At 71.3% G+C, this 23593-nt stretch carries 20 protein-coding genes; 11 read left to right on the forward strand and 9 right to left on the reverse strand.

Features of this window, described 5'->3' with window-relative positions; all coding sequences use genetic code 11:
- Positions 1-47: 47 nt before the first annotated feature.
- From ABD197_RS14720 to ABD197_RS14740, 5 genes are read right to left on the reverse strand one after another with little or no spacing between them, the layout of a single operon-like run.
- The gene (locus ABD197_RS14720; protein WP_344055605.1) at positions 48-2198 is read right to left on the reverse strand and encodes an alpha-galactosidase; all 2151 of its coding nucleotides are present in this window, start codon (positions 2196-2198) and stop codon (positions 48-50) included.
- Positions 2199-2207: 9 nt separating this feature from the next.
- Positions 2208-3539 (reverse strand): ABC transporter substrate-binding protein, encoded by a 1332-nt coding sequence (locus ABD197_RS14725; RefSeq protein WP_344055606.1) that lies wholly within the window; start codon positions 3537-3539, stop codon positions 2208-2210.
- Positions 3540-3599: 60 nt separating this feature from the next.
- Positions 3600-4511, reverse strand: a complete 912-nt coding sequence (locus ABD197_RS14730; RefSeq protein WP_344055607.1) for a carbohydrate ABC transporter permease — start codon at positions 4509-4511, stop codon at positions 3600-3602.
- Positions 4508-5446, reverse strand: coding sequence for a carbohydrate ABC transporter permease (locus tag ABD197_RS14735; protein WP_344055608.1), 939 nt, complete (start codon positions 5444-5446; stop codon positions 4508-4510). The genes ABD197_RS14730 and ABD197_RS14735 overlap by 4 nt, the downstream gene beginning before the upstream one ends.
- Entirely contained in the window at positions 5443-7482 is a 2040-nt protein-coding gene (locus tag ABD197_RS14740) for a beta-galactosidase (RefSeq protein ID WP_344055609.1), read from the reverse strand. The genes ABD197_RS14735 and ABD197_RS14740 overlap by 4 nt, the downstream gene beginning before the upstream one ends.
- Before the next feature lie 143 nt (positions 7483-7625).
- Between ABD197_RS14740 and ABD197_RS14745 the strand changes: the two genes are divergently transcribed.
- On the forward strand, positions 7626-8645 hold the full coding sequence (locus ABD197_RS14745) for a LacI family DNA-binding transcriptional regulator (RefSeq protein ID WP_344055610.1): 1020 nt from the start codon (positions 7626-7628) through the stop codon (positions 8643-8645).
- Between the two features lie 103 nt (positions 8646-8748).
- Here the strand turns inward: ABD197_RS14745 and ABD197_RS14750 are convergent, their stop codons facing one another.
- On the reverse strand, positions 8749-9576 hold the full coding sequence (locus ABD197_RS14750; RefSeq protein WP_344055611.1) for a helix-turn-helix domain-containing protein: 828 nt from the start codon (positions 9574-9576) through the stop codon (positions 8749-8751).
- A gap of 86 nt (positions 9577-9662) precedes the next feature.
- On the opposite strand from ABD197_RS14750, the gene ABD197_RS14755 reads away from it, so the two are divergent.
- The 5 genes from ABD197_RS14755 to ABD197_RS14775 all read left to right on the forward strand — a co-directional run bounded on the left by ABD197_RS14755 (position 9663) and on the right by ABD197_RS14775 (position 15880).
- Positions 9663-10592 carry a phytanoyl-CoA dioxygenase family protein gene (locus ABD197_RS14755; protein WP_344055612.1) on the forward strand — a complete coding sequence of 310 codons (930 nt, stop codon included), beginning with the start codon at positions 9663-9665 and terminating at the stop codon, positions 10590-10592.
- Positions 10593-10822: 230 nt separating this feature from the next.
- Complete coding sequence (locus ABD197_RS14760) at positions 10823-11713, forward strand: aggregation-promoting factor C-terminal-like domain-containing protein (RefSeq protein WP_344055613.1); 891 nt, start codon at positions 10823-10825, stop codon at positions 11711-11713.
- A 126-nt stretch (positions 11714-11839) separates the two neighbouring features.
- Positions 11840-13660 carry an AMP-dependent synthetase/ligase gene (locus ABD197_RS14765; RefSeq protein WP_344055614.1) on the forward strand — a complete coding sequence of 607 codons (1821 nt, stop codon included), beginning with the start codon at positions 11840-11842 and terminating at the stop codon, positions 13658-13660.
- Positions 13661-13691: 31 nt separating this feature from the next.
- Positions 13692-14570: a DUF1295 domain-containing protein gene (locus tag ABD197_RS14770; RefSeq protein ID WP_344055615.1), complete on the forward strand. Its 879-nt coding sequence runs from the start codon at positions 13692-13694 to the stop codon at positions 14568-14570.
- A 101-nt stretch (positions 14571-14671) separates the two neighbouring features.
- Positions 14672-15880 (forward strand): sensor histidine kinase, encoded by a 1209-nt coding sequence (locus ABD197_RS14775; protein WP_344055616.1) that lies wholly within the window; start codon positions 14672-14674, stop codon positions 15878-15880.
- Between the two features lie 6 nt (positions 15881-15886).
- On the opposite strand, the gene ABD197_RS14780 is transcribed toward ABD197_RS14775, so the two are convergent.
- Positions 15887-16546 (reverse strand): methyltransferase domain-containing protein, encoded by a 660-nt coding sequence (locus ABD197_RS14780; RefSeq protein ID WP_344055617.1) that lies wholly within the window; start codon positions 16544-16546, stop codon positions 15887-15889.
- A gap of 38 nt (positions 16547-16584) precedes the next feature.
- Here ABD197_RS14780 and ABD197_RS14785 point away from each other — a divergent pair, with 38 nt between their 5' ends.
- Entirely contained in the window at positions 16585-18081 is a 1497-nt protein-coding gene (locus tag ABD197_RS14785) for a dihydrolipoyl dehydrogenase family protein (protein WP_344055618.1), read from the forward strand.
- A gap of 8 nt (positions 18082-18089) precedes the next feature.
- On the opposite strand, the gene ABD197_RS14790 is transcribed toward ABD197_RS14785, so the two are convergent.
- Together ABD197_RS14790 and ABD197_RS14795 are read right to left on the reverse strand one after the other, a co-directional pair.
- Positions 18090-18728, reverse strand: a complete 639-nt coding sequence (locus ABD197_RS14790; RefSeq protein WP_344055619.1) for a CDP-alcohol phosphatidyltransferase family protein — start codon at positions 18726-18728, stop codon at positions 18090-18092.
- Entirely contained in the window at positions 18721-19428 is a 708-nt protein-coding gene (locus tag ABD197_RS14795) for a TVP38/TMEM64 family protein (protein WP_344055620.1), read from the reverse strand. Before ABD197_RS14795 ends, ABD197_RS14790 begins: the two co-directional genes overlap by 8 nt.
- Before the next feature lie 73 nt (positions 19429-19501).
- Here ABD197_RS14795 and ABD197_RS14800 point away from each other — a divergent pair, with 73 nt between their 5' ends.
- The 4 genes from ABD197_RS14800 to ABD197_RS14815 are packed head-to-tail and all read left to right on the forward strand — an operon-like array spanning position 19502 to position 23581.
- The gene (locus tag ABD197_RS14800) at positions 19502-20743 is read left to right on the forward strand and encodes an ABC transporter substrate-binding protein (protein WP_344055621.1); all 1242 of its coding nucleotides are present in this window, start codon (positions 19502-19504) and stop codon (positions 20741-20743) included.
- Entirely contained in the window at positions 20740-21615 is an 876-nt protein-coding gene (locus ABD197_RS14805; RefSeq protein WP_344055622.1) for an ABC transporter permease, read from the forward strand. Before ABD197_RS14800 ends, ABD197_RS14805 begins: the two co-directional genes overlap by 4 nt.
- A complete protein-coding gene (locus ABD197_RS14810) occupies positions 21612-22529 on the forward strand; it encodes an ABC transporter permease (protein ID WP_344055623.1) in 918 nt (305 codons plus the stop codon). The genes ABD197_RS14805 and ABD197_RS14810 overlap by 4 nt, the downstream gene beginning before the upstream one ends.
- Positions 22526-23581, forward strand: coding sequence for an ABC transporter ATP-binding protein (locus tag ABD197_RS14815; RefSeq protein ID WP_344055624.1), 1056 nt, complete (start codon positions 22526-22528; stop codon positions 23579-23581). The genes ABD197_RS14810 and ABD197_RS14815 overlap by 4 nt, the downstream gene beginning before the upstream one ends.
- Positions 23582-23593: the final 12 nt, after the last annotated feature.

The following is a 23593-nucleotide window of genomic DNA, read 5'->3' on the forward strand; positions in this document are numbered from 1 at the left end:
GCCGATCGTCACCGAATACGCGATTTCGCCCCGCGCTTTCGCACCGATCAGACCGCAGTGACCTCGAGGAGCACGGCCTGCTGGGGCAGGAGGAGCGGCATCGGGAGGCCGATCTCGGCGAGAGCGACGCCGGGGAGCTCCACGGAGCCGGCCGCGGTCCACGGCGGCGGGGCGTCCTGGATCACGCCGGGATCGCCGGCGAGCGGAAGCACGGCGACGCGATACGTCGCCCGCGGGTCCAGGCCGGGCAGCCGCACGGCTTCGGGGACGGCCGCCGCCGTGGCGGCGAGCGCCGCGACCGAGAACACGGCGTGGGACCGATCGCCCGCGATCACCCCGTGGACCGCGATCGCAGGGTCCGGCCCGTCGGCGCGCACGACGCGCGCGCCGCCCGGACGCGAGCCGTGCAGCAGCGGCCGGAGTCGCCGGTACTCGCCGATCCACGCCGCGACCGCAGCCCGGTCGGCGTCGGTCGCGGCGGCGAGGTTCCACTCGATGCCCGCGCTGCCGAAGAGCGCGGTCGCCGTCCGGAAGGACAGGTCGGCGGACCGCCCGGTCAGATGCGCCCGCGCATCGCCCAGGTGCGCGCCGAGGTACTCGGGCGGGACAATCAGCGAGGTCCAGGCGTGGATGCCCTGCCGATCGAGCGGATCGTTCGTGTCGCTCGGCCAGACCCGATCGACGCGCCGCAGGATCCCGAGGTCGATGCGGGCGCCGCCCGACGCGCACGATTCGATCTCGACCCCCGGGTGCGCAGCCCGCAGCCGATCGATCAGCGCGTACACCGCCGCGGTCTGGCGATGAGAGGACCCCTCCAGCAGGTCGCGGTTGTGGTCCCACTTGAGGTAGGCGATCGGGTATTCGGCGAGCAGCGCGTCCAGACGCGCATAGACGTGGTCGGACGCCTCGGGGATGCCGAGGTCGAGCACCCGCTGGAAGCGCCACTCGTTCGCCCCCGCACGCCCCATGACCCAGTCGGGGTGGGCGCGCGCGAGGTCGGAGTCGACGCTGATCATCTCGGGCTCGACCCACAGCCCGAACTCCATGCCGCCGGCGTGCACGCGGTCGATGAGCGGGCCGAGTCCGTGGGGCCAGACCCCGGCGTCGACCGTCCAGTCCCCGAGTGCGCGGTGGTCGTCGCGCCGCCCGTGGAACCAGCCGTCGTCGAGGACGAAGCGCTCGACACCGACGGCGGATGCCGCCTCGATGAGCGGTTCGAGACGCTCGAGCGACTGGTCGAAGTAGACGGCTTCCCACGTGTTGAGCGTGACGGGCCGTTCCCTCGCGATCGTCGACCACGAGCGCACCCACGGGTGGACCCGGTCGGGGATCCCGCCGAGCCCGGTCGCGGAGTACACCGCGACCGTCCATGGTGCGGTGTACGTCTCGCCGGGCGCCAGGACGATCTCTCCCGGCGCCGGCAGCTCGCCGGCACCGAGGACGTTCGCCCCGAGCGGTGAGGACTCCGCCCACACCTCGGTGTCGCCGCTCCACGCCTCGTGCACGGCCCACACCTCGCCGGCGCCGAAGCCGAACCCACGGGTTCCGGCCGCCAGCAGGAAGGCGCTCTCGTGACCGCCGCGGCCGTGCCGGCCCTCACGACTGTGGATGCCGTGCTCGAGCGTCCGGCGGATCGGCCGTCGCTCTCTGCCCCAGACGCCGCTGAAGTCGAGCAGTTCGCCGGCGCACGCCGGGATCGGCAGCACGGACGCCGCCCTCGCGACCGTCAGCGGCGAGGTGCCGATGTTCGAGACCTCCAGGTGCATCTGCAGCACGCCCTGCGGCGACAGGGCCAGCTCCACACCGACGCCGATGTGCGCGTCGGTGTCGACGAGGTTCAGCCGCAGCGACTGATCACCGGCGGCGGAGACACCGGGCTCGGCATCCGATCGCTGTGTCAGCACGGGCGTGCGCGCGCGTTCCGCGGCCGCGGCGCCGTCGGCTCCCGCCGCGTCGCGGGACACCTGCAGTGCGGGCCGGCCGCTCCACCCGTCGCCCCACGTGGGCACGAGCGAGAGCCGGAACGGGATGTCGATCGAGGACGGCCCGACGGCGGGAACGGATGCCGCGGCGACGGCCTCGGCCTGGGCAGGCGTCAGCTCGCCGAGATCGGCACCCCAGTGCAGGACCGCGGGCACGCCCGTGCCGCGGGTGTCGACCAGAAGGCTGACACCCGCGGCACGGAGGTGATGGATCACTCGCAGAGACTACTTCGCGACCGGGATCGACTGCGCCTCGAGAGCGGCGATCGTCTTCTCCTGGCCGTCGGCGAGCGCGTCGGCGAGCGTGCCGTCACCGGCGATCGCGGCCTTGAACCCGTCCGACACGTCGGCGTAGGTCTGCGTCATCGTCGGACCCCAGACGAAGTCCGGGTTGACCTGGCCGGCGGCTTCGGCGAAGACGTCGTAGATCTTCTGTCCGCCGTAGAACTCGACGCCCTCCTGCAGGACGGGCAGTTCGAGCCCGGCCTTCGTGGCGGGGTAGATCGCCGCGGTCTCGTTGAGCGACGTGAGCGCCTCCTCCGAGGTGTTCAGCCACAGCGCGAACTTGGCCGCCTCGTAGAGGTGGTCGGTGCCCTTGAAGACGGCGATCGACGAACCGCCCCAGTTGCCTGCTGCGGCGTCGCCGGCAGCCCACTGCGGTGCGGGTGCGACCGACCACTTGCCGGCCGTGTCCGGAGCGCCGCTCGCGATCGAGTTGGCGCCCCACACGGCGGAGTTCCAGGTCCAGACCTCACCGGAGTTGTAGGCGTTGTTCCACTCATCCGTCCACGGCGGGTACACCGCGACGAGGTCGTTCTCGATCAGGTCCTGCCAGTAGTCGGCCACCGTCTCGGACGCGTCGCTGGTCAGCTCCACGGTCCACTCGTTGCCGTCGTTCTGGAACCACTGCCCATCCGCCTGCCAGACGAAACCGGCGAACTGGTTGATGTCGGACTGCGAGAAGTTGGTGATGTAGCCGCCGAGCGCGCGGATCTGCTCCGCCGCCGACTTGTACTCCTCCCACGTCGTCGGGACCGGGATGTTGTTCTGCTCGAACAGGTCCGAGCGGTAGAACAGAGCCATCGGGCCCTGGTCCTGCGGGATGCCATACACCTCGTCCTCGGTGCCGAGGCTCACCTGCCCCCAGGTCCAGTCCAGGAACTGGTCTTCCGCCGCGACGACGTCCTCGCACGCGGCGAGGTCCTCCAGGCCGTCCTGGACGCGGAAGTTCGGGATCGCGTCGTATTCGATCTGGCCGAGGTCGGGGGCGTTGCCGGCCTCGAGCTGGTTGAAGAAGTTCTGGTACGTGCCGGCGTTGCCGGACGGCCCGGTCTGGACCTCGACCTGGATGTCGGGGTTCGCGTCGTTCCAGATCGCCACGGCGTCTTCGATGCCGGGGATCCACGACGTGAACGTGAGCGTGACGTCGCCTTCGGACGGTGCGCACGCGGCGGCGTCGCTGCCGCCTCCGCTGTCACCGCTGGACGAGCACGCAGCCATCGTCAGCGCGACGGTCGCGAGGATCGCGACGCCGGCTGCTTTCTTCATGTGACGCATGATTTCTCTTTCGTTGCTGGTTACTTGCAAGGGCCGACCGGCAGGTTCCGGGCGGGTCTGTCACTTCAGAGCGCCGGCGCCGAGTCCCGTGCGCCAGTACCGCTGAAGAAGAAGGAAGGTGATGATGAGCGGGACGATCGACAGCAGCGCGCCGACCAGGACGAAGGTGCGCAGTTCGGGGAACTGGTTGATCGTGGAGTTCCACGCGTACAGGCCGTAGGTCACCGGGAACAGCTCTTCACTGCGCAGCATGATCAGCGGCAGGAAGAAGTTGTTCCAGATGCCCACGAACTGGAACAGGAAGATCGTGATGAGCGCGGGGAGCATGAGGCGGATCGACACCGTGAAGAAGGTCCGGATCTCGCCTGCGCCGTCCAGACGGCTGGCTTCGAGGAGTTCGTCGGGGACGCTCGCCTCCGCGAAGACGCGGGCGAGGTAGACGCCGAACGGACTCACGATGCTCGGAAGGAACACCGCCCAGAAGGTGTTGGTCAGCTGCACCTGGCTGAACAGCAGGAACAGCGGCAGCGCCAGCGCCGTGGCCGGAACGAGTACGCCGCCGAGCACGACGTTGAACAGGACCTCGCGACCGCGGAAGCGGTACTTCGCCAGCGCGTAGCCGCACATTCCGGCGAGCACCGTCGCCACCAGGGCGCCGACGCCGGCATAGCCGATGCTGTTCACGATCCAGCGCACGTAGACGCCGCCGTCGTAGTTCAGCAGCGCGACGATGTTGTTCCAGAGGTTGAAATCCGCGAACCACAGCGGGTTCGTGGTGAACAAGTCGCCGCGATCCTTGGACGACGCGACCAGCAGCCACCAGATCGGGATCAGGAAGTACAGGGTGAAGATCACCATGATCAGCATCGCGACGCCGCGCGAGAGCATGCTCTCCCGGGGACCACGCGCCTTGGGAGTCGCCGCCGAGGACGCCCGCAGCGCGCGGGTGTCGGCATCCGTCACGCGGGTCATGCCTCTGCCTTCCGTCGGGTGATGCGCAAGAACGTGAACGAGAGGATGAAGGTCGCGAGCGCCAGCACGACGGAGAACGCCGCGGCCAGGCTCACGTTCGGGATCGCGGACGTCGCGTAGATCGTCATGTTCGGGGTGTACGTGCTCGTCACGGCGGAGCTGAACGAGCGGAAGACCTGCGGCTCCGCGAGCAGCTGCAGAGTGCCGATGATCGACAGGATCGCCGTGAGGACGAGCGAGGGCCGCACCATCGGGATCTTGATCGACCAGGCGATGCGGAACTGCCCCGCTCCGTCCAGGCGCGCCGCCTCGTACATCTCGCTCGGGATCGCCAGGAGCGCCGAGTAGATGATGAGCATGTTGTACCCGACGAAGACCCAGGTCACGACGTTCGCGATCGCCCAGAGGACGAGTTCTGCGGAGAGGAAGTCGATGTTGCCCGTGAGCACGGTGAACGGAGACAGGTTCGGCGAGTACAGGAAGCCCCACATGATCGCCGCGATGACGCCGGGGACGGCGTAGGGGACGAAGAAGGCCAGCCGGAAGAACTTCTTGCCCTTCAGCAGCGGGGAATCCAGCAGCAGCGCGAAGAGCAGCGCCAGGCCGAGCATGACCGGCACCTGCACGATGCCGAACAGCAGCACCCGGCCGACCGAGGTCCAGAACGCCTCGTTCTGGAAGACGAGGATGTACTGGGAGAGCCCCCCGAAGACCTCCTTCGCCTCACCGAACGTGCCGTCGCGCTCGACGACGAGCAGCGACTGCCAGATCGCGTAGCCGATCGGGATCAGGTAGAAGAGGATGAACAGCAGCGCGAACGGGGCGACGAAGAAGAGGATCGCACCTTTGTGGTGCACCTTGCTCTTCGGCGGACGCGGTGCGCGTCTCCGGTCTTTCGGGGTCACGAGGACCTCGGTGGCGGTCTGTGCGGTCATGAGACGGCGTCCTCTCGGATCACGCGGACGGCCCCCATCGGGACGCGGATCGTCCCGGTGGCGGTCTCGCCCGTGACGAGGTCGACGCCTCGGGCGTTCAGCAGCACGTCTTCGCTGCCGTGGTTGATGATGAAGCGGTAGCTGCGGTCCTCCGCGACGCGGCGGATCACATCCACGCCGGCCCGCGCCCCCGCAGCACGGCCGGCACCCGCGGCGGTCAGCGCCTGGTCGATGATGCGCGCGAGGCCCGCGCCATCCGGCAGGGTCGCGAGGTACCACGCGTCGCCCGCGCCGTCCGTCCCGCGCCGGCGGGTGAGGGCGGGCAGACCACCGGCCGGACCACCCACGAACCGGTCGAGCACGTCGGCGTCTGTCGCGGTCAGGCGCTCGGTCCACAGCGATGCGCGCGTCCCGGACTCGAGCAGGACCTCCTGCTCGGGGAGGACCGGCGAGAACTCCTCGACGCGGATGCCGAGCAGGTCGCGCCAGACACCGGGATAGCCGCCCGGCCGCACGCGGTCGTCCTCGTCCACGATGCCGCTGTAGAACGTGACGAGCGCGTGCGCGCCCGCCCGCACGGCGGCGTCGAGCGTGGCCGCTTCGTGATCGCGGACGAGGTGCAGGCCCGGGACGACGATGAGCCGGTACCCGGTGAGGTCGGCACCGGGGCGGACGATGTCGACGGTCGCGCCGGCCTCGCGCAGCGCACGGTGCGTCGCCCACACCTGATCGAGGTAGGAGATCGCGGAGCTGGGGCGGTTCTCGGCATCCGTCGCCCACCACGCCTCCCAGCTGAACAGCATCGCGACGTCGCCGACCACGCGCGTGCCCGCGACCTCGCCCATGCGCTCGAGGACGGCGCCGAGATCGACGGCCTCGCGCCACAGGGCCGAGTCGGTGCCGGCGTGCGGGATGAGCGCGGAATGGAACTTCTCCGAGCCCTGCAGCGAGGCGCGCCACTGGAAGAAGCACACCGAGTCCGCGCCGCGTGCGACGTGCTGCAGGGAGTCCCGCAGCATCTGGCCCGGAGCCTTCGCGAGGTTGTGCGGCTGCCAGTTGACCGAGCCGGTCGAGTGCTCCATCAGCATCCACGGTCCGCCGCCGGCGAGTCCACGGGTGAGGTCGGCCGCGAAAGCGAGTTCGGACGACGGGTCGGCGAGCCGGTGATCCAGGTAGTGATCGTTGGCGATCACGTCCATCTCGGGAGCCCACGTCCAGTAGTCGAGCTCGCGGATGTGCGCCGTGACCATGAAGTTCGTCGTGACGGGCACCCGGCTGTGACGGCGGATGACCTCGAGCTCGGCGCGGTAGTGGCCGAGCAGCTCGTCGGAGCTGAAGCGCGAGAAATCCAGGACCTGACCGGGGTTGCGCGTCGCGGGAGTGAGGCGCGGCGTGCCGATCTCGTCCCAGTCGGTGTACCGCTGGCTCCAGAAGCTGGTCCCCCACGCGCGGTTCAGTGCCGCGATCGACCCGTAGCGCTCGCGCAGCCATCGGCGGAAGGCGGCGGCGCTCACGTCGCAGTAGCAGTGCGCGTTGTGGCAGCCGAGCTCGTTCGAGACGTGCCACAGGGCGACGGCGGGGTGCTGTCCGTAGCGCTCGGCGACGGCCTCGACCAGGTCGAGCGCGTAGCGGCGGAACACCGGTGAGCTCGGGCACCAGGCCTGGCGTCCGCCGGGGTAGCGCAGCGTGCCGTCGATCGTCATGGGGAGGATCTCGGGATGCCGCGCGGCGAGCCACGGCGGCGGCGATGACGTACCGGTGCCGAGGTTCACGCGGATGTCCGCGTCATGGAGCAGCCCGATGATCTCATCGAGGCGGGAGAAGTCGATGCCGCCGTCGGGCCCCTGCAGATCGGACCATCCGAAGATGTTGATCGCGACCAGGCTGACGCCGACTTCGCGCATGAGGGCGACGTCCTCGCGCCAGACGGCGGGGTCCCACTGCTCGGGGTTGTAGTCGCAGCCGAAGTCGATGCCCCGGTGCTCATAGCGCGGCCGGGCGAGCTTCGGCTCGGTCGTGGCGAGTGAGCGGTTCAAGCGGGCTCCCGGTCGGCGTCTTCGTCGGTGTGTGCACGTGCACAGTTCTTGGAGGAGAAGATCATCTCTGAGCTTCTGTGAACGTACACAGAATGACACCCCCACTCCCGTGTGTCAACACCTCCGACCGATACAGTTGTCGCGTGTCGACCACATCCGGGCGCCCGCGCCGTGCCACCGTGCACGATGTCGCCGTCGTCGCGGGCGTCTCGCGGGGCACGATCAGCCGGTACGTCAACGGGGATCCGTATGTGTCGGCATCCGCCCGCGAGGCGATCGAGGCGGCGATCGCCGAAGTCGGCTATGTCCCGAACACCGCCGCCCGGCACCTGGTGATGCAGCGCACCGAGTCCGTCGCGTTCATCGTCCACGAGCCGCACTCGCTGTTCGTGGAGGACCCCAACATCGGCGGCATCCTGCTCGGGGCCAACGCGGCGCTCTCCGAGGCGGACCACCAGATGGCGGTCCTCATCGTGGACTCCGAGCGCGACACCGACCGCGTCGCACGGTACCTCTCCGGCGGCTCCGTCGACGGCGCGATCATCGTCTCGGCCCGTGCGAACGACCCGGTCGCCCGCGTCGTGGAGAAGCTCAAGATCCCGGCCGCGTTCGTCGGACACCCGCCCGGGGCCTCCTCCGCCGCCTTCGTCGTGATCGACAACCGCGGCTCCGCGCGCGCGATCACCTCGCGCCTGCTCGAGACCGGCCGCCGACGCGTCGGGATGATCGCGGCGGCGCTGGACCGCGACTCCGGCTCGGACCGCCTCGCCGGGTTCACGGACGCCCTCGGCGACCGGTTCGACCCCGGCCTGATCGAGCCGGTGCCGCTGTACTCGTACTCCGCGGGCCGAGACGGGATGACGGCACTGCTGGAGCGCGCCCCGGACATCGACGGGGTGTTCGCGGCATCCGACGCCGTCGCCGCCGGCGCCATGGAAGCCCTGCGCGCCGCGGGTCGACGCGTGCCGATCGATGTGGGCGTGGTCGGCTTCGACGACAGCGCCTGGGCGCGTCGCACGCTCCCCGCACTGTCCACCGTCCGCCAGCCCGCCGAGGGCCTGGGCCGGCAGGCCGCGGCCCTCGTCCTCGCGCAGCTGCGGGGCGAGGCGGCGCCGGGAGAGATGCTCCTGGACTGCGAAATCGTCTGGCGCGAGTCCGCCTGACGCGCGCCCCCCGCCCGCCTATCCGCGGGACTGCATCCGAGCGCCGAGACCGAGGGGAATCGCCTACGTCTCGGCGCTCCGGTGCAGTCTCGCGAGCGCGGGTTCAGGCCGGGCGCAGGGAGCGGCGGTAGGCGGCGGGCGACTGAGCGCACCAGCGCGCGAAGCGGTCGTAGAACTGGCTCTGCGAGCGGAACCCTGCGGCGTAGCCGACCTCGGCGACCGCCATGTCCGACTCGAGCAGGAGCTGCTGCGCGGCGGCGACGCGACAGTGCGCGAGATAGTCCCCGATCGTGATCCCGAGTGCCTGGCGGAACACGGTCATCGCGTACTGCGGGTTCAGATGCACGTGGGCCGCGACGTCGGCGACGGAGATGTCGCGCGCGTACTCCTCCGAGATGAATGCCGCCATCGCTCCTGCCGCCCCCGGGCCGGACGCGTCCGGCCGGGCGTCCGCATGCAGAGCACCGCTCGCATGCGCGACCCGCAGCGCGAACGCCTCGATCTCCGTGCGGGCGATCCGCACGGCGTCGCCGCCCGGAGTGAGCTCGTCCTGCCACCGCGAGACGAGGTCATCCAGACGGATGCCGCCGGCGGCAGGTGTTCCGAGGACCTCGCCGCGCAGCATCCGCGCCATGAAGGCCTTCGGCAGCCGCCACGCGAGCGCCTGGCCGAGCGGCACCGTGAGCCAGGTGACGGTGCGGGCGGTCGGGGCCTCGAGCAGCCGGTGCGGACGTGCCGCCCAGAACACGGCGACGGTGCCGGCACGCAGCACATGGGGACGGCCGTCGATCACGTATTCGAGGTCGGTGTCGGCGAGATTGAACTCGAGGTCGTCGTGTCGGTGCGCGAGTGTCATGCCGCCCGCGTCGCCCGACCAGCACGCGAGGCCGAAGGAGGAGCGCTCGACACGTTCATCGTGCAAGGAACTCATGATCCCGGAAGTCTGTCACATCCGAGCGGAAGATCTGCGGAATCCTGCGCCCTAGCGTGGAAGTCACCGATCCGAAGGAGGACCCCATGACCACCGCCCTGGCCACGCCGAGCGCCACACGGCGCGAGTACCACCTCACCGACGAGGAGGTCGCCCGCTTCGACCGCGAGGGCTATCTCGTCCTGAAGAACCGCATCCCCGCCCCCCTGCTCGAGCGGTTGCAGTCTGCCGCCGTCGGGTGGATCGCGGACGGGCGCGACGTCACGGAAGACGACCCGGCCGCGGTCGACTACCACTATGCGGTCCGCGGCGGCGAGCGCCGGATGTTCCGCGTGGACTACCTGCACGGCAAGGGGCGGTCGGCGTCTCTCGAGCTGCTCGGCAGCCCCGCGGTGCTCGGGATCGCCGAGAGCCTCGCCGGGGCCGACTTCGTGCCGACCTACGAGTCGCTCGTCTTCAAGGACGCCGGTGACGGCGCCGCGATCGACTGGCACCAGGACGCCGTGCACCCCCGGACCCACCGCATCTTCAACATCGACGTGTACCTCGACGCCTCGCGTGCAGGAGAAGGCGCATTGCGTGTCGCGCCCGGCTCGCACCTCGCGCCGGTCGATGTCTGCCAGCTGCAGGAGGAGTACGGGTGGGACGCCCCCGGCGTCATCCAGGTCGAGCTCGAACCCGGTGACGTCCTGGTCCACGACGTGATGATCGTCCACGGCAGCGAGGCCGTGCAGGGCAATCGCCTGCGTCGCACGATCTACTACGAGTTCCGTTCGGCGCGCCAGATCGCGGCGGAGGGCCCGTGGGATGCCGAGTGGGTCGACCGCCGTCTGCGGCTGGTGCCCGTCGCCCTGCGCGAGCGCGCGCGACGCGAGCCGACGGAGGAGCCCTTCGCCTGGAACGTCCCCGCGGAGATCGCGCCGCTCGCGAGCGACGACGACGAGGCCGAACTGCGCATCGCGCACGGGGTGCACTCCCCCGGCTCGTACTGCAGCGCCGGCAACGTCCCGTTCTGATCCCCCCCCCCCGCTGAGACGACATCTGCACGTCGAGACCGTGGGTGAACCCCATGGTCTCGACGTGCAGTTGTCGTCTCACGGTCCGGGGGCGCGCACACGCGGCTGTCAGGAGGCACGGAGGGTTCGTCCAGACGGGGTGCGCAGACTGGGAGCTTCGCGTTCACCCGAAGAACGCCCGCTCCGGCGCGTCCGCCGGAGCCTCCTGACCCCGGAAAGACCTCTCCCCCGTGATTCACGACACCTCTTCTCGGCGTGCCCGCCGCGCCCGTCGCTCCCCGCTTTCGCATCGTCCCGCCCTGATCGCCGCCGCGCTCGGCGTTGTCGTCATGACCGGCTTCGGCTCCTCCGGGGCCGCGTTCGCCGCCACCGGACCCGATGTGGCCGCAGCGGTCACGACCGCGGGCGACACGATCCGCCAGATCTCGGCCGAAGCGCGGTCGACGCTCGATCTGGCGAAGGCGACGGATGCCGCCGCCTCGGCTCTGAGCGACGAAGCGGCGAACTCGGGCCTGGACCTCGGATCCGCGCCGACCACGATCGACACGAGCGACCTGCGCGCGCAGATCGAGCGCCTGAGCGCCGTGGATGTCGTGCCCGCTCTGCTCCTCCCCGGTGCCACGGATGACACCGCCGCCGCGATCGAGCGCGTGCAGCACAAGGTGTCCGACCTCCGCGACCGTCTGGATGCCGCGCAGGCGCAGAAGGCGGCCGAAGAGGCCGCGGCAGCCGCGCAGAAGGCTGCCGAGGAGGCCGCGGCGAAGGCCCAGGCGGAGGCCGAAGCCGCTGCGGCCGCGCTCGCTGCGGCGAACACGCCCGAGGGCGCGCAGGCGACCGCCCGTCAGATGGCGGCCGACCGCTACGGCTGGGGCGAGGACCAGTTCTCGTGCCTGATGTCGCTGTGGAACAAGGAGTCCAGCTGGAACTACCAGGCGTACAACGACTCCAGCGGCGCGACCGGCATCCCCCAGGCGCTTCCCGGCGACAAGATGGCGACCGCCGGTTCGGACTGGCAGACGAACGCCGCGACCCAGATCGCCTGGGGACTCGGCTACATCGAAGCCGCGTACGGCACGCCGTGCAGCGCGTGGGGCCACTCGCAGGCGACAGACTGGTACTGAGCCTCCACGCGGAGCGCCCCTCGGACTCCCTGTCCGAGGGGCGCTCTGCGCTGTTCGCACCCATCCGATCGGCAGGCGGCACCGAAGACTCCCGTGACCCTCGCAGACCTTGCACGGAAGAACCCCATGCCCGAGCAGAGCACCTCGCCGCTGGCCGACCCCTCCTCGCACCGCAACATCACCGATCTCCTTGCGCGTCGGGCGGCGGATGCCCCCGATCACGCCGCGTTCGACGTTCCGACGGCCGACCCGGCCGAGCCCTGGCGCGCGGTCACTACGGGCGAGTTCGAGCGCGAGGTCGCCCGCGTGGCCAAGGGGCTGATCGCCCTGGGACTGGATCCTGGCGACCGGATCGCGATCATGGCCCCGACCCGCTACGAGTGGGCCGTCACCGACCTCGCCGCCTGGTATGCCGGCGCCGTCGTGGTTCCGGTGTACGAGAGCTCATCCGCGGAGCAGATCACGAACATCGTGACGGATGCCGAGATCAGGCTCGCCGTCACGGGTGACCCCTCGAGCGCGGAGCTCGTCCGGCAGGTCTTCGCCGAAACGGGCCGAGGCGACCTCGGCCTGTGGACGATGGATGCCGGGCCCAGCTCCCTCCTCACGCTGGCCGGGCGCGGCACCGAGGTCGACGATCCGACGCTCGAGCGGCGGCGGCTCACCGCCGCCCTCGACGATGCCGCGACGATCGTCTACACCTCCGGCACCACGGGCGAGCCGAAAGGCGCGGTCCTCACGCACCGCAACTTCCTCGGCCAGGTGCTGAACATCGCCGCGGCGTACCGCGAGGTCGTCCGCGAGGACGGCAACACCGTGATCTTCCTGCCGCTCGCGCATGTGCTCGCGCGCGGCTTGCAGCTCATCTGCCTCGCATCCGGGATGCGGATCGCCCACGTGCCGGACACGACGCAGGTCGTACCCTCGCTCGCCGCCCTCCGACCGACGTTCCTCGTCGTCGTGCCGCGCGTGCTCGAGAAGATCCGCGCGGCGGCCGGCGAGAAGGCCGCGGCCGCGCACCTCGGGCGCGTGTGGGCCGCGGCCGAGCAGACGGCCGTCGAGGCCGGGGCGACCGCCGAGCGCGGCGCCGCGGGCTCGCTCGGCCTTCGCGTGCGCCGCGCCCTGTTCGATCGGATCTTCTACGCCCGGCTCCGCACACTCATGGGCGGCCGGCTGGCCTGGATCCTCTCCGGCGGCGCGGCGCTGGAGGACCGACTGTCCCTGTTCTTCCGCGGGCTCGGCGTGCCCGTGATCGAAGGCTACGGACTGACCGAGACGACCGCCCCGCTGACCGGCAACCTGCCCGGCATGATCCGCTCGGGCACGGTCGGGCGGCCGCTGCCCGGCTCGACCGTGCGCATCGCCGAGGACGGCGAGATCCTCGCCCGCGGCGTCGGCGTGTTCGCCGGCTACCGCGATGAGCGCCACAACGCCGAGGCGTTCCGCGACGGGTTCTTCCGGACCGGCGACCTCGGCCGGTTCGACGAGGTCGGCAATCTCGTCCTGACCGGCCGCGTGAAGGACGTCATCGTGACGAGCTCCGGCAAGACGGTCACCCCCGGCCTCTGGGAGCAGACCGTCGAGCTCGATCCGCTCGTGGCGCACGCCGTCGTGGTCGGCGAAGGGCGGCCGTACTTGTCGGCTCTCCTCGTACTGGACCCCGAGCAGGTCGCCTCGTGGGCGTCGGCGCACGGGGTCCGCGAGCCGGGATCCCGATCGGAAACGGACACACCGCTCGCGGAGATCGTCGAGCCGCGCCTGCGGGAAGCGCTGTCGCGATCCGTGGATGCGGCGAACGCACGGGTGTCCCGAGCCGAGCAGATCCGCCGCTTCACGCCCGTCCTGACCGATCTGGCCGACCCCACCCTGATCACCCCGACGATGAAGATCAGGCGCGGAGCGCTGCTGGACCGCGGCACCGCGCTCGTCGACGCCCTGTACTCGTGACCCGCTCACCCGATCCGGAGAACTCCACACCATGACCTCTCAGAACCGCGCGTCCCTGCTCACGATCGTGATCACCCTCGTGATCGGCGCCCTGGTGGCGGTCGCCGGAAGCCAGGGCGGCGCCACGGTCGGCGGCATCCCCTTGTTCGCCCTCGCCGTCGGCGTCGCGTTCCTCATCCAGGTGATCGTGTTCATCCCGTCGGCGATCGCCCGGACGGAGAGGTTCTTCGATCTGACGGGTGGCGGGACCTTCCTCCTCGTGACCCTCGGGATCCTCGCTCTCTCGCCCGCGCCGGATGCGCGCAGCGTGGTGCTGGCCGTCATGGTGGCGGTGTGGGCGGTGCGACTGTCGGGCTTCCTGTTCGCACGGATCCATCGCGCCGGCAGCGACGACAGGTTCGACGACATCAAGGGCGAGCCGCTGCGCTTCCTGCGCGTGTGGATCGTGCAGGGTGCGTGGGTGAGTCTGACCGCATCGGCCGCGTGGATCGCGATGAGCAGCCTGCAGCGCCGCGACCTCGACGCGCTCGCGTTCGCGGGCATCGCGGTGTGGGTGATCGGTCTGGTCATCGAGGTCGTGGCCGACCTGCAGAAGACGGCGTTCAAGGCGAATCCCGCACACCGCGGCCTGTTCATCTCCTCGGGACTGTGGTCGCGCTCGCGCCACCCCAACTACTTCGGCGAGATCGTCCTGTGGATCGGTGTCTTCCTCGTCGCCGCGCCGGTCCTCAGCGGCTGGCAGTGGGTCGGCATCCTCTCCCCGCTCGTCGTCGTCCTGTTGCTGACACGGGTGAGCGGCATCCCGTTGCTGGAGGCGAAGGCGGATCGCACGTGGGGCGGGCAGGACGCCTACGAGGCGTACAAGAAGCGCACACCGGTGCTGATCCCGCGCCTCTCCTCGCCTTCCTGAGCGCGGGCCCACCGTGGTGGGCACCGGCAAACCTCGCCGTGCAGAGCACCGGCCCCTCGGCGCTATCCTGAGGCGGACGGGTCATTCACGAGGGGACGCGCGTGACCACTGCGCAGGACGTGACCAGGCGACTCGCGATCGCCGAGTACCGGGTGGTGGGCGAGCCTCCCGAGCCCGATCTCGAGGGCCTGGTCCGCTTGGCGGCGACCGTGTGCGGCGTGTCGACGGCGGTGATCAACATCATCGATGACCGGCTGCAGCACCAGATCGCGGCGGTCGGCTTCACGCCCTCCATGTGCAGCCGCGAGGACTCGATGTGCGCGGTCGTGTTCCAGAAGCCAGGGCACGTCGTCGTCCCCGATGCACGCGCGGACGATCGCTTCGCCGACAACCCGTTCGTGACCGGCGCCATCGCCAACATCCGCTTCTACGCGTCGAGTCCGCTCATCACCCCTGCCGGCATCCCGATCGGCACCCTGTGCGTCTTCGACGAGGAGACGGGCGATCTCTCCCCCGCCGACAGCGCCGCCCTCGCGATCCTCGCCCATCAGGTCGTGGACGTGCTCGAGCTGCGCAGGATGACGCGCGCACTGCAGGCCTCGAACGACCAGCTCGAGACGTTCGCCGCGCAGGTCAGCCACGACCTGCGCAACCCCCTCGCCGCCGTCACGGGCTTCATCGAGCTGGCGGCGGACAGCCCCGAACTCGCCGACGCCCCCCGCGCCGCGCGGGCACTCGCGCGCGCCGAGTCCGCCGCGACGCGCATGGAGCGCATGATCGCGGACCTCCTCGAATACGCGCGCAGCGGTGGCGCCGAGCCCCGGCGCGAGCCGGTCGCCCTCGATGGCGTGCTGCGCGTCGTGATGGAGGATCTGGATGCCGCACTGCGGCGCTCCGCTGCGCGCGTGGCGATCGACACCCCGGCGACGGTCCTCGGCGACCCGACGCTGCTGGGCGTCCTCCTGCAGAACCTGATCGCGAACGCGGTGAAGTTCAGCGCGGCATCCGGTGTCCCGCCGTACGTCGAGGTGACGGCTTCTCCGATCTCGTCCGGATGGCGCATCACCGTGGAGGACAACGGTCCTGGGATCGAGCCGGATAACCGGGAGAGCGTGTTCGATCTGCTCGAGCGCGGCGACGCCCACGATGTACCGGGCTGGGGGATCGGGCTGTCGACGTGCCGGCGGATCGTCGAGGCGCACGGCGGGCTCATCGGCATCGAGGACTCGCCGCTGGGCGGCGCGTGCGTGTGGATGGTCTTGCCCGGCGCCGGGGCGGAGCTCCCTCTTCCCGTGGTCGCACTGCACTGAGGCCGCTCAGGGCAGGTCCGCGGCGACCACGACGAGGTGGCCGCCCTTGCGCTCCGTCCGCCGCACCGTCCCGGCGACGGCGTCGCGCTCCAGGAGCCGCCATGGGCGCGAGCGGATGTCCGACCCCCCCGTCGCGCACGCGAGATGCGCGAGCGGCGAGAAGACCTTCCACCGACCGGTCGGCGCCTGCATGTCGACGATGCCCGCGCGGCCTCCGGACCGCACGAGCGTCCGCGCACGCGTCCACGCCTCATCTCGGCGGTCGAAGACGCTGAGCGCATACGTGATGAACAGGGCGTCGGCACGATCACGGTCGCGTTCGCCGGCCATGAGCGCGTGGATCCGACCGGTGTCCAGTTCCGCCGCATCCGACTCGACGATCCGGATGCGGTCACCCCACCCTTCGGCCGACACCCGACGCCGCGCCATCGCGAGCATGTCGACGCTTCGGTCGATGCCGACGACGAGCCCCTCCGGTCCGACGGCGGCGGCCAGGGCGGGGAAGTTGAGTCCCGTCCCGCACCCGAGGTCGATCACGATGTCCCCGCGGCGCGGTGCGAGTAGATCGATGCCGGCCTCGCGACCGGCGTGGTAGACCCAGCGCTCGCCGGAGAGCACGTCGTACACGCGCGCGCCGGCTCCGTATCGTCGCAGCGGGGTCGCCATTGGGCCTCCCAGGGTCCGCTCCACTCTAGGCTTCGGGGATGAGCGCTCCGACACGCAGATCCCCCCGTCCGCTCTCCGCCGACGAGGCCGGTGCGGCGCGGTGGGACCTGATCGTGATCGGCGCGGGGAGCGCGGGACTGGTCGCGGCCAAGAGCGCGGCAGTCCTCGGCGCGCGCGTGCTGCTGATCGAGGCAGGCTCCTTCGGCGGGGAGTGCCTGCACACGGGGTGCGTGCCCTCGAAATCGCTCATCGCGGCCGCGCACGCGGCGCACGCGGCGAGGACGGCGGGCCGGTTCGGCGTGCACGCCGGCCAGGTGCGCGTTGACTTCGGCCACGTGATGGACCACGTCCGGGGCGCGATCGCCGCGATCCAGCCGGTCGATTCGCCCGACGCCCTCGCCCGTGCCGGTGTGTTCACGCTGGCCGGCCGAGCGCGGTTCGAGGACGAGAAGTCGCTGAGCGTGGACGGGCGGCGCCTCCGATTCGGCGACGCGGTCATCGCGACCGGCAGCGCGCCCGTCCTACCCGATGTCCGCGGGGCGGATGCCGTGGAGATCCTCACGAACGAGACGTTCTGGAACCTGCAGGAGCTACCCGAACGACTCCTGGTGCTCGGCGGGGGCGCCGTGGGGTGCGAGCTCGCGCAGGCGATGGCGCGCTTGGGCAGCGCCGTCACCCTCGTGCACCGCGGGCCGCGGCTCCTCCCCCGGGAGGATCCCGCCGCAAGCGCGCTCGTGCGCGAGGCTCTCCGCGCCGACGGCGTCGACGTGCATCTGCAGGCGAGCGTCCAGGAGCTGCACGGCGCGCACGGCGATGGCTCCAGCGGCGGCACCGCGCAGCTGAGCACCGGCGCACAGGTGCGGTTCGATCGGATCCTCGCGGCCCTCGGCCGACGCGCGGTGACGGCGGGGCTCGGTCTCGAGGCCGCAGGAGTCGCCGTCGACGACTCCGGCGCGATCGCCGTCGACGGGGCACTGCGCACCTCGAACCCGCGGATCCGGGCCGCCGGCGATGTGACCCCCCTTCCCCGGTTCACCCATACGGCGGGGGTGTTCGGGAGCACGGCGGCCACGAACGCGGTGCTGGGCCTGTCGCGCGCGGCTGATCTGGACGTCGTCCCTCGCGTCACCTTCACCGCTCCCGAGGTCGGCGCCGTCGGCGTTTCCCCCGAGGAGGCCCGCACCAGGGGGTTCCGCGTCCTCGTCCACGAGCACCGGGACCTGGATCGGGCGATTGCCGAGGGCGACACCGCCGGACGGACCACGATCATCGTCGATCGGCGCGGGCGGATCCGCGGAGCGAGCATCGTCGGCCCGCGCGCGGGCGAAGCGCTCGCCGAATACACGACCGCGATGCGCGCGGGCCTGACCGCGACGCGGCTCGCCACGACCACGCACGCGTACCCGACGTACGCCGACGCCGGGTGGAACGCCGTGGTGGCCGAGGCGCAGCGCGGGCTTCGGTCGGGGGCGCTCCGCCGCGGCATCCGCCTCCTGGCGGGGCTGCACCGTCGCCGACGCTCGCGCACGTCCTGAGCTGCGCGTCAGCGCAGGGCGCGGTACCCCGCCACGATCCGCTGCGTCGCGCTCACCGCGACGAACACCGCCCAGATGAGGGCGATCTGCCACGCCCAGAACGGCAGGATCAACCACAGCGAGTGCACGACGATCGTCTCCGTCCCCTCGGCGATGCGCCCGAGGAAGGACAACGATCTGCCGTCGTCGATCGTCCGGCCGGAGCGCTCGGCGATCGAGGAGAACGCCAGGAACGCCGTGCCGTTGATGTAGTACGCCAGAAGAACGAGGAGGAACGGCCACCACGGGGCGCCGTAGCCGGTGGTCGCTCCGAAGGCGACGCCGACGACGGTCGCGCCGTACGCGACGAAGTCGGCGGTGATGTCCAGGAACCCGCCGGCATGCGACGGCGGCGGTGCGGCATCCTCTGTGACACGTCGACGCCGGCGGCGCGCGAGCGTACCGTCCAGCCCGTCGGCGACCCGCGAGACGAGCCAGAGCGCCAGGGCGACCCACCACAGCTGGAATCCGGCGGCGACCGCCGATCCGACGCCGAGGACGAGCCCGGTGATCGTGAGGCCGTCCGGGGAGATCCAGGGGCGGTCGATCGCTGCTGCCGTCGCCTCGAGCGGACGCGACAGCACGCTCCGCAGCGACCGGTCAAGCATCCGACTCCCCTGAGTCCGTCACCGCGCGCTGACGGCGGGAGCGCACCACGGCGCCCCCGACGACTCCGCCGATCGCGAGCGCGCCGAGCACGGCGAGCGCGATCCAGAACGGGGGTCCGAACTCGAAGCCGTACGCGCCCAGCGCGACGTACGCGGCGGAACCGGGGAGGATGCCGATCGCGGTGCCCAGTGCGTAGTCGCGTCGGCGGACCGAGGTCAGGCCCGCGCCGTAATTGATCAGGGTGAAGGGGATCACCGGGATCAGCCGAGCACCCAGCACCGCGACGAAACCCCGGTGGGCGATCGCCTCGTCCAGCCGCGCGACGCGCGCGCCGGTGAGCCGTTCTATCGCCTCCCGGCCGAGGGCCCTCCCGATCACGAACGAGGCGGCTGCCCCGATCAGCGCGCCCACGTAGACGAGCACGAGCGCGGTCCAGAATCCCCACACGACTCCCGCGGCGATGCCGAGCAGATTCTTCGGAACGGGCGTCAGAGTCAGGGCCGCATAGCCGATGAGGAAGAGCAGCGCGCCGGCCCACCCCCAGTCCGCCGCGGCCGCTCGGATGGCCTCGATGTCGCTCGGCGCGAGCAGGAAACCAACCGTTGCGGCGACGGCGACGAACAACAGCAGAAGCGCCAGCCGGGTGACCGCCCAGCGCTTCGATCGGACGGGATGAACACCCGGATCGCCAGCGTCCACAGCATCCCTTCCGATCTCCCATACCCTAGTCCAGCGTGTGCCGACCGGCTCCGCCCGCCCCCGAGGAGTCCGCGTGACAAGCGCCCACCCCCGTTCCGTCCGCCTCGCCGCTGCGGCGTCGGCCCTTCCCCTCCTCGCACTCGTGGGCTGTGCCGCTCCCGCGGCAACGGCGCCGGGCGCGTACGACGAGTGGGATCAGGTCCTCGCCGACGCGAAGGGCCAGACCGTGCAGCTGTGGATGTACGGCGGAGACGACCAGGGCAACGCGTACGTCGACGACATCCTGGCTCCGGCGGTGGCCGAGTACGGCGTGACCCTCGAGCGGGTACCGGTGACCGACACGCGTGACGCACTGAACCGGGTCTTCACCGAGCTGCAGGCGGGCCGCTCGGACGGAACCGTGGATCTCATCTGGGTCAACGGCGACAACTTCCGCACGGGACGCGAGGCCGATGCGTGGCTGTGCGGCTGGACCGACCTCCTCCCGTCAATGGCGAACACCGACCCGGCGGACCCGCTGCTGGAGTCCGATTTCGGCACGCCGGTCGACGGGTGCGAGGCCCCGTGGCACAAGGCGCAGTTCACGCTGGTCTACAACGCCGACACGGTCGCCGAGCCGCCCACCACGATGGCCGAGGTCCTGGACTGGGCCGAGGCGAACCCCGGCCGCTTCACGTACCCGGCGCCGCCGGACTTCACCGGCTCCGTCTTCGTCCGCGAGGTGCTCGCCAGCGTGTCCGGCGGCGCCGACGAGGTTCCGGCCGCGTTCTCACAGGCCGCGTTCGACGAGCTCAGCCCCGCGCTCTACGACCGGCTGACCGGCCTCGCCCCGAGTCTGTGGCGCGGCGGCGACACCTATCCCGCGAACGAGGCCGAGCTCGGGCAGCTGTTCGCCGACGGCCAGGTCGACATGACGATGACCTACGGGCCCGCGACCCTCACCGATCTCGTCGCCGACGGGACCTATCCTGCCGGGACCACCGTGCTGCCCCTGGAGGACGGCACCGTGGGCAACGCCAGCTTCCTCGGCCTGCCGGTCAACTCCGACGCCTCAGCCGGCGCCATGGTCGTCGCGAACGTCGCACTGTCGGTCGAACAGCAGGTCGCGAAGGCGAAGCCCGACGTCTGGGGACAGTTCACCGTCCTGGACATCGACGGGCTGGATGCCGCAGACCGATCACTGTTCGACGCACTGCCGCAGTCGCCCGTCGTGCCGCCGTTCGACGTCCTCTCGCGGAACGCGCACGGCGAGCTGTCCGCCGAATGGGTGCCCGCACTGGATGAGGGCTGGCGCACGAACGTGCTGAGCCGATGAGCTTCGCTCCCGTCCCGCGCCGCGCCGGGACCGGCGCCGCGCGGCGGCGGGGTGCCCTGATGGTCCTTCCCGCCGTGACGGTGACCGCGATCGTGGTCCTCGGCGGCCTCGGCGCGACTCTGGCCCAAGCCTTCGGGCTGTTGCCGATCATCGGTCCGGCGCGGCCGGGTATCGGCGCATTCACCGCACATCCCGACGATCTGGCCTCGGCGGTCGGGGTGTCCCTGGGCATCGCCGCGACATCGACTGCCATCGCCGTGACCGTCGGCACCGCGGCGGCGATCGTGATCGTCTCCGGCCGACTCGGAGGTCGCATCGTCGCGGGGCTGGGCGCGGTCACGGTGACGATCCCCCACCTGATCGGCGCCGCGACGATCGGACTGCTCCTGGCCGACGCCGGCGTCCTGCCGCGTCTGCTCGGCATCCCGCCGGAGTCGTGGCCGGCGTTCGTCGGGGGGCCCTGGTGGGCGGCGGTGATCGCGGAGTTCGCCTGGAAGGAATCCGCGTTCGTCGCGCTCGTGGTGACGGGCACGCTCGCGACCCGGGTGTCCGCGTTCGACGAGACGGCCGCGCTCCTCGGCGCGGGCAGGTGGAAGCGCTTCCGGCATGTGCTTCTGCCGCTCACGCTGCCGTCGATCATCATCGCCGGCGCGATCGGGTTCGTCTACGCCCTCGGCTCCTACGAAGTCGCCTGGCTGCTCGGACGCACGTATCCCGAGCCGCTTCCCGTCTTGGCGGTGCGCCTGTTCCAGGGCGTGTCGCTGGATTCACGGCCCGAGGCGGCGGCGGTCGCGATCGTGACGTCGGTGATCGCCCTCGCGACCGTCGCACTCACGTTCGCGGCGCTGCGTCGAACGGCGGCGTGGAGATGACGCGTCCGACGGGCAGCGCCCTCACGGTCTCGCGCGGTGCCGGCAGGGCGGGCCGCATCCTCGTCTCCGCCGTCCTGATCGTCTGGTTCGCCCTCCCGCTGCTCCCCCTCGTGCTGTGGTCGTTCGCCGATGCATGGTCGTATCCGTCGCCGCTTCCGACCGCGTGGGGTGTCGGCGGGGTCGAGGCGGCGACCGGTTTCGGGGCCTGGCCGGCGTTCGTGCGCTCCATCGCTCTCGGACTCGCGGTCGCCGCGATAGCGACCCCGCTCGGCGCACTGGCAGCGCGCGCGCTCACGTTCGGCGCCGTGCCCTTCCCGCGCACCGTGTCGGCACTGCTGCTCGCCCCCATCGCGCTCCCCCCGTTCGCCGCGGTGCTCGGCGTCAACGTCCTGCTGCTGCGGGCGTTCGTGCCATCGGTGCTCGGCGTCGTGCTGGTGCTGGTCGTTCTGGCGATCCCCTACACCGCATTCGTGATGCGCACGGCCTACGGTGCGTACGACCGCGCCTACGAGGACGAGGCGCGACTCCTCGGCGCAAGCCGCCTGCAGGTGCTGCGGCGCGTCCATCTTCCGATGATCGCCCCCGCGCTGGGACGAGCGGCCTTCCTCGCGTTCCTGGTCGCGTGGAGCGACTACATCGTGACCGTCATCATCGGAGGCGGCGAGCTGGTGACCCTGCCCCTGGTCGTCGCGGGCGCGGCGGCCGGTCTCGGCAACGACGCCGCGGTCGCCGTGATGTCCCTCGCCGCCGTCGTCCCGCCCTTCCTCCTGCTGATCGCGACGCTGTCCGTCGGCCGGTCTGGACGAGCCGGCCGGTCGACCACGGCCGGCGGCGCCCGACCGCGCACACCGGGCGTCGTGGCGACCCGAACGCCGGCATCCGCGACGCCCCCGAAAGAAAAGGTTCCCGCATGAGTGCCGACCTCGTCCTCGATCACCTCTCCAAGCGGTTCCCCGGCGCGCGGTCGGCCGCTCTGGACGCGCTCTCGCTCACGGTCGCCGCGCGCACGTGCACCGCGGTCCTCGGCCCCAGCGGGTCGGGCAAGAGCACCCTGCTGCGAGTGATCGCCGGCCTCGAGACGCCGGATGCCGGCACCGTCCGCATCGGCGGAAGGGACGTGGGCCCGATCGTCGCCGAGCGCCGCGGGGTCGGAATGGTCTTCCAGCGATCGCTGCTGTTTCCGCACCTGACAGTGCGCGACAACATCGCCTTCGCCGACCGGGTCGCCGGGATGTCCAGGACCGCGGCTCGCACGCGGGCCGAGGAGTACCTCGCGATGGTGCAGCTCGCGGGATACGGCGATCGACGGGTCGGCGAGCTCTCGGGAGGTCAGGAGCAACGGGTGGCGATCGCTCGTGCGCTCGCCGCGGAGCCGGCGGTCCTGCTCCTGGACGAGCCGTTCAGCGCGCTCGATCCCGCACTCCGGACCGACATGCACGATCTGCTCGCGACGATTCGGCGAGCGGTCTCACCGACGATCGTGCTCGTGACGCACGACCGCGACGAGGCCGCACGGGTCGCGGACCGCATCGCCGTGGTGGAGGACGGAGCGCTGCTGCACGAGGGCAGCGTCGCCGACGCCTACCGCCGCCCGCGGACGCTGCAGGTGGCCCGCCTGATGGGCGGGCGCAATGAGATCCCGGGCCGCGTGGTCGGCGACCGCCACGTGAGCGTGCTCGGCCGGTTCCCCGTGCGCCAGACGGCCGTCGAGGGCGACGCCGTGCTGCTGGTCCGCCAGGAGGACGTCCTCCTCGCCGAGCCCGACACGCCCGTCCCTGCGACGGCATCGCGGATCGAGGCCATGGTGACCGACGTCCGCCGAGCGGGCGCTCGCACCGACGTCACCGTGCGGACCCCCGACGGCACCGTCCTGCACGCGGAGGCGCCGGGCACGGCGCCGCCGATCCCGGGGGATGCGATCGGACTCGATCTGCCCCACGCCGCCCTGCACGTCGTCGCCGCCTGACGACGCCGACGG

Source organism: Microbacterium lacus (assembly GCF_039531105.1).
Classification (GTDB): domain Bacteria; phylum Actinomycetota; class Actinomycetes; order Actinomycetales; family Microbacteriaceae; genus Microbacterium; species Microbacterium lacus.